The organism is Vibrio clamense (genome assembly GCF_050337905.1).
In the GTDB taxonomy this organism is placed as follows: Bacteria; Pseudomonadota; Gammaproteobacteria; order Enterobacterales; family Vibrionaceae; genus Vibrio; species Vibrio cortegadensis.
Genome location: NZ_JAKJTJ010000019.1, coordinates 181,191 through 195,395, shown reverse-complemented (window position 1 = coordinate 195,395; position 14,205 = coordinate 181,191). Strand labels below are relative to the sequence as shown.

The window sequence follows — 14,205 nt, the reverse complement described above, 5'->3', positions numbered from 1 at the left end:
TCCAGGCATACTTATAAAATTAGCCCTGCTTGTTAAATTTGAATCTGTCTATAAAACCAAGCCTATAGCGTCTGGCAAAGTTGGTAATAACGACCTTTTTGCTCAATTAATGACTGGTGATGTCCGTGTTCCAGGATCTGACCATGCTCAATTAAACATATCGAATCCATGCTATCGAGTTCGACTAGGCGGTGGGTAATAAACAGTACGGTTTTGTTGGCAAAATGCTGCTTAAACAGCTGCATAATGTTTTTCTCAGTTTGTTTATCTAGCCCTTCTGTTGGCTCATCCAAAAGAATGATCGGCGCATCATGTAACAGTGCTCGTGCAATACCAATACGGCGTTTTTCACCACCAGAAAGTTGTCTACCACCGTCACCTAACCAAGCCTCTAAACCTAGACCTTCATTAAGTGATTCTAGCCCCACGCTGTTAAGTACCGTTGCTAATTGCTCATCTGTTGCATCCGGTGATGCCATGATGAGGTTGTCTCTCAAGCTGCCGTTGAGTATGTCAACTCGCTGGCTTACAACGCTTATTGCTTCTCGCAGTTGACCTTCACTCCATTGAGTCAGCGCTTGGTCAGCAATACTGATTGCACCTTGCTGCGGGTCCCAGTAACGGGTAAGCAGTTGAAGCAGAGTCGATTTACCAGAACCTGTTTGTCCTACAATCGCGACCTTGTGACCTGCAGGTATGGAGAGCTCGACACTGTTTAGGACATTTTTGTCGCTGTCTGGGTACGCAAAAGTGACATTATTGAAATGAATACCGTAGTGTCCAGAGTGCTTAATTTCTTGCTCTGAAAATTGAACATCTGGCTTTGCAAGAATAACGTCATTTAAACGACGAGCAGAAGTGAGAGTTTGACCTAAATGCTGAAATGCACCTGCGATTGGCATTAACAGCTCGAAACTTGCCATAGTCGCAAATGCCATCAGTGCGATAAGAGGATCGGGTTGATTACCACCGACACCATCCGCTGCAAGCCAAAGCATAAGAACCAGAGCCCAACCATTAACTAGCATTAATAAAGCGGTCGCAAGGCCACTTAAGTTCGCATTTACAAACTGATTTTTTATCAACTTCGTTTGAGCCAAAGTGATCGCCTGTCTGTAGCGCTCTTCCGCTCCAAATAGAGTCAACTCACTGTAGCCTTGTAACCAATCTAAGGCGGTAATACGTAGGTCAGCTTTATTTTGTGTCAGTTCCGCCCCATTCTGTTTGCCTAGTTTATAGAACAATATCGGCCATAAAATAAGAGCAATAGCTAAGATTGCACCTAAAGTAAGACCAAGAGTCATATCAAACCAGCACAAAAATGCTGTCAAACAAGCGATGCCCACAACACCAATAGTAACAGGGCTGATTAAGCGCAGATAAACATGATCCATCGCATCAACATCTGCAACCAATCGGTTTAGAAGGTCAGCGTCTCGTAGGTTGGAAACTCGGCCTGGAATTAATGGTGCGAGTTTTTGGAAAAAGAAAATGCGCAGATCAGTCAGTAGTTTGAAGGTCGCGTTATGACTAATGACACGCTCACCCCAACGTCCAGCAGTTCGACCCATGGCAAAACCACGAACGCCACCGCCGGGCAGCATATAGTTAAATGTTTCTCTGGCGATGGTTAACCCTGCAATAGCCGAGGCGGAGATAAACCAACCAGAAAGGGTCAGCAGGCCAATAGAGGCGAACAGAGTTGCGAATCCAAGCAACATACCTAGCGAGAGACCAAACCAATGCTTTTTATACAGCTTTAGATATGGGAGTAAATCACGCATCTAAATTCCCCTTATCATTATGTTGAGCGAGGTTTGCACTTAGCATCTCGGCAAACAGTCCGTCTTGTTGTTGTAGTTCTTGATAGCTGCCAGATTGAACAACTTGACCTTTTTGCATCACTAGAATTTGATTAACGCTGCGCAAAGGTTCTAACTGGTGAGTAACCATGAGAGATGTGGTCGATTCCGTGTATTTCTCTATACCCTGCATCACTAACTGCTCACTACGGGCATCTAAACTCGCAGTAGGTTCATCCAGTAGCCAGAATGATCCATTTTGTAGCATTGCTCTTGCTAAGGCGATCCGCTGGGCTTGTCCTACCGATAACCCACCTGAACGATCGGATATTGGGTAATCTAAACCATGTTGATTGACAAATTCGGCAGCGAAGGCATTTTCAATCACGGCATGAACGTCTGAGTCAGAGATATTATGCTTACCTAGAGTTACGTTGTCACGAATTGTCCCGTGGAGTAACAATGGGTTCTGTCCAATCCAACTAATCTGTTTGCGCCAATGGGTCAGGTCGAGTTCTTTCATCTCAACGCCATTCACTTTCAGGCTACCTTCATAAGGCATGAAACCGAGAATTGCATTGATCAAACTGGTTTTACCTGCACCACTTGGGCCGACTAGCGCGGTGGATTGGTTGGATGCAAGAGTGAAGGATATCGGGCCGACCAGTTGAATGCCTTCCGGGCTCACTACTTTTAGATCGTGAGCAACAATATCTATTTTTTCTGGTTGAGCGAGTAGGGTATTACCTGATTGGATCTTCGTAATATCTGTTTCTAGGAACTCAACAATACTTTCAGCCGCACCAACTGCTTGTGCTTTGGCGTGATAAAACGTGCCTAGGTCGCGTAGTGGTTGGTAAAATTCAGGCGCAAGGATCAGGATAAATAAGCCAGCGAATAGGGTAACGCCTGCACCATAATGGCCGAAATTCAATTCACCAATGTAGCTAAAGCCAAAGTAGACGGCAGTAATAGCAATCGAGATAGAAGTGAAAAACTCTAGAACGGCAGAAGATAAGAATGCAATCTTCAAAACGTCCATTGTACGAGTACGGAATACTTCAGATGCCCCTTTAAGAACTTCAGTTTCTGCATGAGTCCGGTTGAACAGACGAATCGTCGTCATCGATTGTAATCGGTCATAGAAATGACCAGACAGACGTTGCAAGGCTTTAAAATTCTTACGGTTTGCATCGGCTGCTTTCATTCCAACTAATGCCATGAAAAGAGGCACCAATGGGGCAGTAATCAGAAAAATTAATCCTGCAGCCCAGTTAACAGGGAACACGACAATTAAGATCACGAACGGGATGAGCACCGAGAGCGACATTTGCGGCAAATAACGGGCGAAGAAATCTTGCATATCTTCAACTTGTTCCAGCAGCAGTGTTGCCCACGTTCCCGCTGGCTTTCCTTTAATATAGGCTGGTCCAAGTCCCCTGAGTTTATCGAGTATGAGCTGCCTGATATAAACGCGGATCTCTTCTCCACATTTAAACCCGGCAATTTCTCGTCCCCAAGAACAAGCAGCACGCAGCGCAATCATCAGCGCTAACCCTGCAAAGTGAGGCAGTAACTCATATTTATCTGTGTGGTCGATAATCAGTTGTTGAAGTATGGAGGCGAGTAGAGCGGCTTGAGCCAATAAAAACACGCTTGATACTACGCCAAGGCCCACGGCAATCATAAGCCAGCGTTTGGCTAACTTACTCTGTTGCTTGAGCCACTTATTCAAGTCGCGTTGCTTTTTCTTATCCATTTAGAAGGCTTAATGATAATTATTATGAAGTTATAGCGAGGTAGTATACAAAGAAAAGCCCAGTGGATATACCACTGGGCTTTAGGGTTTTACGACAAAAATGAAAAATAAGTTATTTATCATTTAATCCGTCAAGGAATCGCTCTGCATCTAGTGCCGCCATGCAACCCGTTCCGGCTGAAGTGATCGCTTGGCGGTAGTTATGATCCATAACATCACCGGCAGCAAAAACACCTTCAATACTGGTTTGGGTCGCATTTCCACTTAGACCTGAGTTCACGATGATGTAGTCATCTTTCATCTCTAATTGGCCTTTGAAAATAGCGGTGTTTGGCTGGTGGCCTATGGCAATAAACGCGCCCATTACATCAATATCTTGAGTCGCGTCAGATTGAGTATCTTTCACGCGAACACCCGTTACGCCCATGTCATCGCCCAATACTTCTTCAAGTACACGGTCGGTATGAAGAACGATGTTACCGCTCTCCACTTTATCCATTAAGCGTTTGATTAGGATTTTTTCAGCGCGGAAAGTATCACGGCGGTGAATAAGATGAACTTCAGAAGCGATATTCGAGAGGTAAAGTGCCTCTTCAACGGCCGTGTTACCACCACCCACAACCGCGACTTTTTGGTTGCGGTAGAAGAAACCATCACAAGTTGCACAAGCGGAAACGCCACGACCTTTGAATGCTTCTTCAGATTCTAAACCTAAATATTTAGCAGAAGCCCCAGTCGAAATAATTAGCGCATCACAGGTATATTCTGCTGAATCGCCTTTAAGGCGATATGGACGAGTACTCAGATCGACTTCGTTAATGTGATCAAACACAATTTCAGTTTCGAAACGTTCGGCGTGCTCTTTCATGCGCTCCATTAGTGCTGGGCCTGTGAGTCCTTCAGGATCACCTGGCCAGTTTTCAACTTCTGTTGTGGTTGTTAGTTGGCCACCTTGCTGCATGCCCGTGATCATCACTGGTTGCAGGTTTGCACGTGCCGCATAAACCGCTGCCGTATAGCCAGCAGGGCCTGAACCAAGAATTAATAAATTACAATGCTTTACGTCGCTCATTAGGACTCCGAAATCAGCAGATAGCTTGAATAAATATAGTGATAAGGATTGTATGGAAAATATGGGGGTAATAAAAGTGTAAACAAGGTGTAAAACGGAATTATTGGTTATAGGTTAGAATATTAAGTGATTTTCAAGACACTAGGTATACCAAGGCTTTGTTGAATTATCAGTGACTTAGAATTTACTGGACACTGTGTATATATACATATATCTATGGATATAAGTAAAATATGCCGCCATTTTGTCGCCACTGATTATTTTCGTTTAGCCATAGGGTTTAGGTGTACAGCTTCACTCAAATGGTCTGGTGAAAAGTGAGCATAGTTCATCGTGTGTTCTATCTTCTGGTGTCCAAGAATACGCTGTAATACTAAAATATTGCCACCGTTCATCATGAAATGAGAGGCGAAAGTATGGCGAAGAATGTGAGTCGCTTGCCCATTAGGAAGGTTCGGTAACGTGCTGCTTAAACAGTTATAGAGTGACGAATACGAATAATTGAACAATCGCCCGTTAGTAGGTTTATATATCTCGTTGTAAAGCTCTTCAGAAATAGGAACTGTTCTATTTCGTTTCCCTTTTGTTTTTGTAAAAGTGATTTTGTACTTATCCACTTGCGAACCTTTCAGTTCCGCCGCTTCCATAATCCTCGCGCCAGTTGATAAGCATATTTTGAAAATGAGCTTTGCTTGTTCTACATCTAGAGTGCCTTTTGTTTCGTTTAATAGAATGGTTATCTCATCTTGAGTTAAATAGGCTAACTCAGTTTCGTGGTTCTTGAGCCTTTTAATCCCTTTCATTGGGTTGGGGAAGTTCCATTCGCCAATTTCGATCAGGTGAGAAAACATACTCTGTAAGCATTGCTGATCATAGTTATGTGAAGATGCTTTAAGTTCTTTGCCTTTATTTGCACTTTTAGGGGAAATGTTCGTTCTAGATGCACGGTAATGAAAGAAATCAGCGGCACTGAAAGTCATGGCTACAGGGTTGAGCAAAGCACGACTAATAGCCATCAAACGTTTTTGTACGGCGATACCCGATTTAAGATGCTTACCGTGAAGCTTATACCAAAGTTCAATAAGCTCATCCAGCCTGCGTTTGTCTGCTTTTTCACCTAGCCATGGTTTGTCTTTTGCTTCATGAATAATGAATTGCTCATAGCTTAATGCTTCGCCTTTGGTTGCGAAGCGTTTACGAATTCGTTTTCCTGTTCGGCCAGTTGGATAAACTTCTACATTCCAAGGCTTCTTACTGCCGTCTTTTAAATTTCTAATTGTCATCACGCATATACTTAAAAATAACTGTATATATAAACAGTATTTTATTGTAAGGTAAAAATCAATGTTCGTTATATAAACTTAGAAACATAAGGTATGAGCAATGAACTTACTTCCTACGGGTACGCAGCTCGGAAAATTAGAATTATTAGAAGTGTATGAAGATTTTTTAGGGCCAAAGTGCTTCTCTGTAAAAAATGAAAATACTCAAAGATTTATGGTGTATTGGAGTGGTGATTACGAAGAAGGTAAATGCATTAAGTGGGCTTACATTCCAGTGACTAAGCCTTTGTTGGCAAGTTTACTAAACAACCAAGTGAGCTTTCATGATGCTTTTCATCAAGCTGCAGAGCTTTATATGGCCTCAATTTATTCAGATGGAGTGGGGAAGCCCGCGAAGGTAGAGTTGGTGAATGGCATGAATAAACACTTGGTGAACTTACCACCTCTAGATTTTGAAGTTGACCTTGAAGAAGCTTAAGGGCTTATTTTGATAAAACAAGGAGACTCAATGTCTCCTTGCTTGTTAAATTGGTAATTTTCTTGGTTGTAATTCACCAATACTAATACACGTTTTTATATGCGTGTATCACTTACACAAGTGAATACATTTTAGGCTCGGGGAATAGTAGGTCTAAGTTGCGTTTATCTATTTTGAATAAGGGACCTTTTTCGCTAATGCGACCTTTCGAATTCTTCTTGATAAGATGATCCATCGTAATGACTCCTGATTGAAGTAGAGGCATCAATTGACTGGCAATCGGAGACTTCGTGTGAGTGACATTTAGAAGTTGGAAATGTTCAATACCATCAATGACTTCGCTGCTTGCTTTAACCCAAAACGTTTCAGCATGCTTCTCTCTAAGCCTTTTACGTAATAAGTCACCAGGCCAAATAGCAACAAGCTCATTTTTATTGTGCCACTCTTGGAGCTCATCCTTGGATTGATCGTAAATGAAACTCAACCCCTGCGTATTTTCACGTAAGGTAGATAGAGTGCAATATAACCTAAAGTCCTCGCCGCGCTCGTAGCCATATTTGTTTAGAATTTCGGCACTTTTCTTACATGGGCTAATTCCCCAATCCGCCACTTGAGCAAAGAGGTTGCTTCGGTTTTTATTAGCACCTCTACCTGACTTTATCTCAATGCCTTTATAGTCGGGTTCTTTACTCGAATTCTCTTCTAGACCTAACATTATTTCTAAGGTGTACCCGAGTGCTGTGTCACCATTACGCATGGCTGGAAAGGGCTTTTTAGCAAGCACTTTGAGTTTTGAAAGTAACTCATCAGCTACAGTATTATGTTGAGCATTGAACGCGATGAAGAAGTCTTTTATATATGAACTGTCTTTAACTAGGGAGTCTGCAATTAACTCTGAACTAAGATTTATGAGGTAGGGCTGATCATTTTGAATTACGATTGCAACTTGGTCACCAGGCTCTGCAAAACTGGGAAGCCCTCTAAACCACATTCTCGGGTCGCCGCTCTTTGTTTTTGGGCGGTATAGGCTAGCACTAGATTTTTTCAGGTATTCATCGGTAAGCAAGTAAGCTTCTTTCTTCACTTTATATTCTGGGCCTTGTCCTTGTTCCCAGTAAAAGTGAAAGTTTTCTAGTTCGAAGTGAGTTCTGACTGCTTGAGTTGCATCTAGAATGGATTTTTTTAAACCTGTTATAGTGGGTTCAAATATCGAAAACTCAGCCCCCATACTGGTTAGCTGCTTTCGGTTTTCTGCAACCCGTTTTTTTAAGTCAGTAGGGAGATCATTTACTCGTTCCTGGTCAAGAAGTTCGAAATCATCATCATCCATCTCAACATCTTCATACTCAACGAATGTAGTTGTCGGAGAAGGAGTTGGAATTTTAGCGTGTTCGTTTTTTTTTAATTCATCTTGGAGAGTTGGCCAATCTTTAAACCCCAAACTAATACTGAGTTCAGTAAGAGCTTCTGAGTGTGTGATATTTCGTTCTTTTTTGAGTTTTTTCGCGCGTTGCTTAATGCGATCGATACTAGGCATCGTCATAATTTGTTCCCAATACTTTCCGTGTGCTTAAAGAAATATTGGGTGCGCGTTGGCGCTTGATTTAGAGGCTCCCCATACCAACCTAGATCGACACAAGTGAAAATGGGACACAGAAAAGCCACCTACACGAATGTCTAGGTAGATAAATAACGACTGAGTAGTGTTATGGAAGTAGTTGCCTGCAACTGCAAATAAACACCAACAGATTTGTTGATTTATCTACAGAGAGGACCAGAAGGGGTCTTTACGTGTTTATGGTCGGCTGCTCTCATTTAGCCGTAAATAACTGTACATAGTCACATCATGTATGTCAATGCACATATGAAGAACGTCGATTACATCAATTATTCCTGGACTTTTGTTGGGTGATTGAATAGAATTACCAACAAAATTACACCTATTGGATTTCTTGTGAATCATATTGAACTATTTTCAGGTTGTGGCGGGCTTTCACTCGGGCTTGAACAATGTGGCTTTGAGCTAACAATGGCGAATGAACTTTCGCCAATGGCTGCTGAATCATTTGCGTATAACTTTTTTAATGAAAATTTAGAGAAGCTCGCTCGAATCGGGCAGCAGCCAGAAAATACATTATGGTTGAATAGCAACTTTGCTGAGTTAAAGCCAAAGTTACGTGAAAACCCATTTACTTTCCCTGCGTTTGACGAGCCGGGTTATAGTGGTATTCCAAATGATACTTCTGATCTTCAAGGTAAACTGATTGTTGGTAGCATTGTAGAGTTGAACCGCTTACTGGATGCGAATGAAGATTTTGTTGAACAATTGAGGACTTCTTTTGGGTCGGAACGAGGCCTTGATCTAGTTTCTGGTGGACCACCTTGTCAGAGTTTTAGCATGGCAGGTTTACGCCAGCGTGATTGTGAAAAAAATACACTTCCGTGGGAGTTCGCAAAGTTTGTCCAGCATACGCAACCTAAAATCGCAATGTTAGAGAACGTAACTGGAATTTTACGTGCATTCAAAGATGAAGAAGGTAATAGCTTTCATGCATGGTACGAAGTTGCAAAAGTTTTTGCTTCTATCGGCTATGTGCCATTGTGCTTACATATCAATGCGAAGCTAGCGGGTATAGCACAAAATCGCCCACGCTTTATTATGATCGCAGTTAGATTGGATCATTATAATTTGATAGCGGAAGGTTTTGAAAATGGTGATACCAATACTGAGCTGTTTGCTCCATCATTAGCTTTTTATAAGTTGGTTCAAAAAGTTGGTGAAGAACTACCGTTTGGACATTTGGATTATTTTGATGCGACTAAGCCTGCACAGCGTAGATTCTTTGAAAACTCATTTCTATCAGATTTGGTAAATGGTGACGCAGTAACTGTGCGTGATGCTCTCGATGATTTAAAACAAAATTACCCATCAGAGCCATCAAACTTTATCACTACGTTGAATGATTCTTTTACAGTTTTGCCCCAAAGAGATGCATTGGCTAATCATGATTTCCGCAATAATGGAGAGGTGGTTCAGCGCCGTTTTAGATTGTATCAAGTGTTACAAGCTATTGATGATCGTTCCATAACTAAAGCTGTGTTTACGGTTTTAAAAGGTGATGCTGTTGAGCTGGCTGATGAAGTGTGGTCGGTATGCCGTGAATATGAATACCTTCAGGTTGATGGTGAATTATTACCGTTCCTAACTAAGCAGTTATTCATTGAATATTTACGTGCACACCCCACGAAGAAGCAAACACAAAAAGCATTAGTCGCTAATGCGCAAGCGCCAGCTGCACTATCAATACCCGATGATGCATGCCACTATGATGAGCATGAACTTCGAGTTTTAACTGTGCGTGAAATGGCACGAATTCAATCATTTCCAGATAACTTTGTGTTCCGATCTAAAGTAACAACTGGTGGGCAGATGAGAAAGTTTGAAGTGCCGCAGTATACGCAAGTGGGTAACGCGGTACCGCCATTACTCGGTGTAAAGCTAGGTTACACTATTAATAAAATTCTTTAAGGAATAATAATGCCATTCGAATATTTAGGAAAAACTAAAGATCTTAGAACCGGAGCCAATGTTGTTTATTGTAAATGCTCTATCTTAGAATATCTGAATATCGTCGGAACTGACTTTGAAAATTTTTCAATTCAGAGAAAAAAAGAAGCTCATAAAGCTTACCAACGTTTAAAAGATGACCTTAAGCAAGGAGCGTTATTGCCTGCGATCACATTGTCGGTAAAGCATCACAAAGTGAGCAATATTATTGAAGTGCTCGACAATAAAGAGCAAGTTGTCGAGAAGTTAAATGCTACTGGTGAAGTGGACATTTTAGATGGCTTACAAAGAACCTATATTATCAATGACCTATACAAAGACGGTCATAAATTTCTAGAAGGGCAAGAGGTGCTGTTAGAATTCTGGCTTGAAGAAAGTATGAGTAAGCTTATCTACAGAATGATAGTACTTAATGCAGGCCAGAAGGCTATGTCAATGCGTCATCAGATAGAGCTATTATTTATGTCACTTAAAGAAACAATTTCAGAAAAAATTTCGGATATTGACATTTTCATAGAGCGAGATGGTCAGAGAAGAACATTAAGTAATAAATATTCATTAAGTATTTTAGCTTCGGCATATCAAGCATTTCTTACTAAAGGTACAGAAGTCGACAAGAATAATATTGTGTCTGACGAGCTAATGAAAAATAGTGTGATGGACTCTAGTGAGAATGAGCACACAGAACAATTCAATGACTTTATCGATTACTTTAAAATTGTAAAAAAAATTGATGAGAAGCTTTGGGATAAATATTCTGAATTGAATGACCCTGAACGACTAGCTGCTTTAAAAGCAATAAATGAAAAAGAAAGAACAGTAGAAGAACAAAGCGAATTTTTGAAGTTGTCGGCTTATAAAAATGCACATTTATGGTTAGGCAATGAAAATGTAATGCTGTCACTATTCTGTGCTATTGCTCAATTCAAAAGTACAGGGAAGGAAGATCGAGTTAAACAAGCTTTACTGAAATTAGAGAATAATACATCGCCTGATCCAATAGAAATTGTGACCTATGAAGCTCTTAAATCGGGTATCAATCCACGTAAGTCAAATGTAGGTCACGCAACTAGAAAACTTCTGCTTAATGGTTTTAAAGAATATTTCCGTGACGAAGGTGATACTAATTTTGCAATGTGTTGGGAGCAGGCTTCAGACTAATGAGATTTGACCAGCTAAATTCTGAAAAAGGCGTCGACTGTAACTTGACGCAGTTATCATTAGCTTTGCAATGTTCAGATGATAACAATCGTGTAATTGTAAAGGTTATTTATACAGATGCTAACGCAGATGCAGATGCAGATGCAGATGCAGATGCAGATGCAGATGCAGATGCTGACGCAGATGCTGACGCAGATGCTGACGCAGATGCTGACGCAGATGCTGACGCAGATGCTGACGCAGATGCTGATAATGTATTAGAGTACGTAGTATTGAGTGTCACAGGAGCTCAAAGCTCAAAAACCTATGATGGGGATACGCTTGTTCGAGAAAATGAGGGATCTGGTGAGTTAGGTGTTCTTTGTATTGCTGATGGCGCAGAAATAAAGTTTGCAGAACTCACAGCTTATAAAGCGATCGCTGTTTATTTGGATTGGCTGCGGAGTGAATCGGAAGAGGCATTCCAAATTTCTCCCCATTCGGTATTTAAAATAGAGAATTCATATTTATTTGTGCGCGTTGATAAATATGAAGACTATCAGGACAGTTATAGGGAAGGAGCGCCAATTTGGGGGGGCTTTAGTCACGTAGAGCCGAATGAAAAGCATCAAGACTCAGTAACTGAGATTGTGGCAGTGAAGGGGATAAAGATGCCTACTTCTGAACATAAAATGAAGCTTAGTAAAATTATTTCTTCATCAGATGGATTCGAGCGCTTTTTGTCCAAGTATCATTTATTAGAGTTACTCTATGATTATGTTTGTGTAGCAAAGTTAAGGTCTTTAACTGAAATTAAGGACTTTCGGGATGTTATGACTTTATATAGTCGGGAAGAGATAAAAAATCTTAAATCTCTGTTGACAGATTATGTTTCAGATATATCAGGTTTGCTTGATATTATTCCTACCATTAAAAGCTATGAAACATTAGCTGTCGACATTTTTCAAAAACATGGCAAAGACAGTAACCCGGTAAAGCTCGATGATAATTGGAATAAGTTAATCTATGCCATAGACTCAAATAGATTAACTTTTGCTAATATGTCAGATAAAGACGTTCGCTTTAATAATGGTATAGATAAAGAAGAACAAAAATTTAAAGAATCGATATTGAATATTTGTTCTTATTGGATTTATAGGATTAGATGTTCAATTGCCCACAATAAAATTGGCGAATATATATTTTCTGTTGGAGATGAAGAATTTGTAATTTTGTTTGGTGAAAAAATATTGGATGAAGTTATAAAACAATTATTTATTGATTCCGAATTGAACGCATTAATGGACAAATCCAAGTTAATAGATGCGATGTGATTTTACAAAGGGAGCCGATTGGTTCCCTTTTTTATTACGTATTCCTTAATGAGCCCTTAAACCCTTTGCCCTGACCAAACGACTTCGCCGATGATCTCAAAATCAACGGCCGCCATTTCATTTCTTGTTAGTTCCCACGGTTCGTAGGTTGTGTTGTCGCTGACTACGCTTAAGCCTGATTTGGTAAATTGCAGGCGCTTCACCATTAGCTGGCCGTCGAAGCGGAACACATAAATGCCATCTCCGGCAAAATCTTCAATACGATTTACCATGATAAGGGCTTGGTTCTTTAGCGTAGGGATCATGCTGTCGCCACGAACGGGCATTAGGAATATATTGCTCGCATTCACCCCAATTTCTTTATCAATAAAAGAACGGCTAAACGCAATGCCATCAGATTGTTCTTCACGCTGAACAAGAGCACCACCTCCGGCACTCACTTCTACTTCGTAAAAATCTAACTCAATGTATTTAGATTTTCCTGCATCGAAGGCTGGGTTCACTGAACCATCAGCAATTTGCTGTGCCTTCAGAAATATTCGTTCAGGGATTTTTCCTCTAGCGCGCCAGTTTTGGATGGTATTTCTAGCTACGCCAAGGGCGGTAGCAAGCTCGATTACCTTGGATGTGCCAGTGAGCACTTTCAGGTCATCTATCTGTTTTTCTATATCAGTACTCATTATGCACCTTGAAGAACATCACAAATAAAGACAAATAGCGCTTTACTTAATCTCAAAATGGATCAAGAATAAACTCAACAACGCAAAAGGTATTCATTGAGTGCGTAATTTGGTGTTATTTGGTGTTATACGCGTTTATTTAGTCATTTACGTAAGAATTGCACAACTTTGACTTCAAAACAAACTCAACGATGTTTTTTGAGTGCATTTATGAACAAATGCATGAGAAAGGAATGGGTAATCAGCCGATAGGTTCCAGCCAAGTCTGATTACCCATGAACACAAACGACAACAATTGAGGAAATTAGCATGAGCCAACCACTCGTTATTGCTATTGCAGCGCCATATGTAACGGTCGAAAAGTACGCCGAGATTTCAGGTATGAAAGTCGGAACAGTCGAAAAAAAGCTAAAGGATGGAAAGATCCCTCGTATGCCTAAAGACGGCTCCCGCGAGCTCAACCTTATTAACCTTGCGCTGTTAACTAAACAAGCTTTAGAAGCTCAGTTTTAGTTAACGTTTCACTTGCTACCAATTGAGTATCTGATATGGACGCTTATTCCTCAATGTGCGTTTTCCGTGAGTCCAAACAAAAGGCGTTTGAAGAAGCCTGCTGTGCATTTGGTCAAAACGAAAACATGACAGCCGTTGCAAACGCAATAGGCATGTCACCAACCATGCTACGCAATAAGTTAAACCCAGAACAACCACACGTTCTGACATGTGTAGACATGGTTCAAATCGCCAAAGTAACGGGCAATTACACCATTGTGAATAGCCTTTTGCGTGGGCTTGGCGTGGTAACCGCACAAATCCCAACAGATGCAAGTGAAGAAACTTTTGCTCGTCGTGCTCTAGAAAACTCTGTTCATGCCGGTGATCTGGCACAAGAAGCCTTAGACCATGCAGGCCGAATAACCATGAACCGCAGTAGCAAGCAAACCATCATTCAAAAAGCACAAACTTCTATCGGAAATTTGGTGCTGCTTATCAATGACCTCGAAAACCGAACCACCGGAGTAACGCCATTTTTAACAATGAGCGTCGATTTCATTGCCAATGGCGCACCGATACCGGGTCTTTCTTAAG

The 14,205-nt window shown here is 41.0% G+C and carries 12 protein-coding genes; 6 read left to right on the top strand and 6 right to left on the bottom strand.

Features of this window, described 5'->3' with window-relative positions; all coding sequences use genetic code 11:
- Positions 1-62: 62 nt before the first annotated feature.
- From cydC to L4C39_RS03750, 4 genes are all read right to left on the bottom strand, one after another.
- Positions 63-1,784 (bottom strand): heme ABC transporter ATP-binding protein/permease CydC, encoded by a 1,722-nt coding sequence (gene cydC, locus L4C39_RS03765; RefSeq protein WP_429744546.1) that lies wholly within the window; start codon positions 1,782-1,784, stop codon positions 63-65.
- Complete coding sequence (gene cydD, locus L4C39_RS03760) at positions 1,777-3,561, bottom strand: heme ABC transporter permease/ATP-binding protein CydD (protein WP_429744544.1); 1,785 nt, start codon at positions 3,559-3,561, stop codon at positions 1,777-1,779. The genes cydC and cydD overlap by 8 nt, the downstream gene beginning before the upstream one ends.
- 112 nt (positions 3,562-3,673) lie before the next feature.
- Positions 3,674-4,633 carry a thioredoxin-disulfide reductase gene (trxB, locus tag L4C39_RS03755; protein ID WP_429744542.1) on the bottom strand — a complete coding sequence of 320 codons (960 nt, stop codon included), beginning with the start codon at positions 4,631-4,633 and terminating at the stop codon, positions 3,674-3,676.
- Positions 4,634-4,890: 257 nt separating this feature from the next.
- On the bottom strand, positions 4,891-5,916 hold the full coding sequence (locus L4C39_RS03750; RefSeq protein ID WP_429744540.1) for a phage integrase: 1,026 nt from the start codon (positions 5,914-5,916) through the stop codon (positions 4,891-4,893).
- 100 nt (positions 5,917-6,016) lie between these two features.
- Between L4C39_RS03750 and L4C39_RS03745 the strand changes: the two genes are divergently transcribed.
- Positions 6,017-6,394, top strand: a complete 378-nt coding sequence (locus L4C39_RS03745; protein WP_429744538.1) for a DUF6575 domain-containing protein — start codon at positions 6,017-6,019, stop codon at positions 6,392-6,394.
- Positions 6,395-6,506: 112 nt separating this feature from the next.
- On the opposite strand, the gene L4C39_RS03740 is transcribed toward L4C39_RS03745, so the two are convergent.
- Positions 6,507-7,937, bottom strand: a complete 1,431-nt coding sequence (locus L4C39_RS03740; protein ID WP_429744536.1) for an MvaI/BcnI family restriction endonuclease — start codon at positions 7,935-7,937, stop codon at positions 6,507-6,509.
- Between the two features lie 411 nt (positions 7,938-8,348).
- Here L4C39_RS03740 and L4C39_RS03735 point away from each other — a divergent pair, with 411 nt between their 5' ends.
- The 3 genes from L4C39_RS03735 to L4C39_RS03725 are packed head-to-tail and all read left to right on the top strand — an operon-like array spanning position 8,349 to position 12,436.
- The gene (locus L4C39_RS03735; protein WP_429744535.1) at positions 8,349-9,923 is read left to right on the top strand and encodes a DNA cytosine methyltransferase; all 1,575 of its coding nucleotides are present in this window, start codon (positions 8,349-8,351) and stop codon (positions 9,921-9,923) included.
- 9 nt (positions 9,924-9,932) lie between these two features.
- Positions 9,933-11,123, top strand: coding sequence for a hypothetical protein (locus L4C39_RS03730; protein WP_429744533.1), 1,191 nt, complete (start codon positions 9,933-9,935; stop codon positions 11,121-11,123).
- Positions 11,123-12,436 (top strand): hypothetical protein, encoded by a 1,314-nt coding sequence (locus tag L4C39_RS03725; RefSeq protein WP_429744531.1) that lies wholly within the window; start codon positions 11,123-11,125, stop codon positions 12,434-12,436. The genes L4C39_RS03730 and L4C39_RS03725 overlap by 1 nt, the downstream gene beginning before the upstream one ends.
- 56 nt (positions 12,437-12,492) lie before the next feature.
- Here the strand turns inward: L4C39_RS03725 and L4C39_RS03720 are convergent, their stop codons facing one another.
- Entirely contained in the window at positions 12,493-13,116 is a 624-nt protein-coding gene (locus L4C39_RS03720; RefSeq protein ID WP_429744529.1) for a LexA family transcriptional regulator, read from the bottom strand.
- 309 nt (positions 13,117-13,425) lie between these two features.
- On the opposite strand from L4C39_RS03720, the gene L4C39_RS03715 reads away from it, so the two are divergent.
- Together L4C39_RS03715 and L4C39_RS03710 are read left to right on the top strand one after the other, a co-directional pair.
- The gene (locus L4C39_RS03715) at positions 13,426-13,629 is read left to right on the top strand and encodes an excisionase (protein ID WP_429744527.1); all 204 of its coding nucleotides are present in this window, start codon (positions 13,426-13,428) and stop codon (positions 13,627-13,629) included.
- A gap of 35 nt (positions 13,630-13,664) precedes the next feature.
- Positions 13,665-14,204: a phage regulatory CII family protein gene (locus L4C39_RS03710; RefSeq protein WP_429744525.1), complete on the top strand. Its 540-nt coding sequence runs from the start codon at positions 13,665-13,667 to the stop codon at positions 14,202-14,204.
- Position 14,205 lies beyond the last annotated feature (1 nt).

Excerpts from the sequence above, each read along its gene's own strand:
- cydC (WP_429744546.1), bottom strand. The coding sequence starts at position 1,784 with ATGCGTGATTTACTCCCATATCTAAAGCTGTATAAAAAGCATTGGTTT.
- cydD (WP_429744544.1), bottom strand. The coding sequence starts at position 3,561 with ATGGATAAGAAAAAGCAACGCGACTTGAATAAGTGGCTCAAGCAACAG.
- trxB (WP_429744542.1), bottom strand. The coding sequence starts at position 4,633 with ATGAGCGACGTAAAGCATTGTAATTTATTAATTCTTGGTTCAGGCCCT.
- L4C39_RS03750 (WP_429744540.1), bottom strand. The coding sequence starts at position 5,916 with ATGACAATTAGAAATTTAAAAGACGGCAGTAAGAAGCCTTGGAATGTA.
- L4C39_RS03745 (WP_429744538.1), top strand. The coding sequence starts at position 6,017 with ATGAACTTACTTCCTACGGGTACGCAGCTCGGAAAATTAGAATTATTA.
- L4C39_RS03740 (WP_429744536.1), bottom strand. The coding sequence starts at position 7,937 with ATGACGATGCCTAGTATCGATCGCATTAAGCAACGCGCGAAAAAACTC.
- L4C39_RS03730 (WP_429744533.1), top strand. The coding sequence starts at position 9,933 with ATGCCATTCGAATATTTAGGAAAAACTAAAGATCTTAGAACCGGAGCC.
- L4C39_RS03725 (WP_429744531.1), top strand. The coding sequence starts at position 11,123 with ATGAGATTTGACCAGCTAAATTCTGAAAAAGGCGTCGACTGTAACTTG.
- L4C39_RS03720 (WP_429744529.1), bottom strand. The coding sequence starts at position 13,116 with ATGAGTACTGATATAGAAAAACAGATAGATGACCTGAAAGTGCTCACT.
- L4C39_RS03715 (WP_429744527.1), top strand. The coding sequence starts at position 13,426 with ATGAGCCAACCACTCGTTATTGCTATTGCAGCGCCATATGTAACGGTC.
- L4C39_RS03710 (WP_429744525.1), top strand. The coding sequence starts at position 13,665 with ATGGACGCTTATTCCTCAATGTGCGTTTTCCGTGAGTCCAAACAAAAG.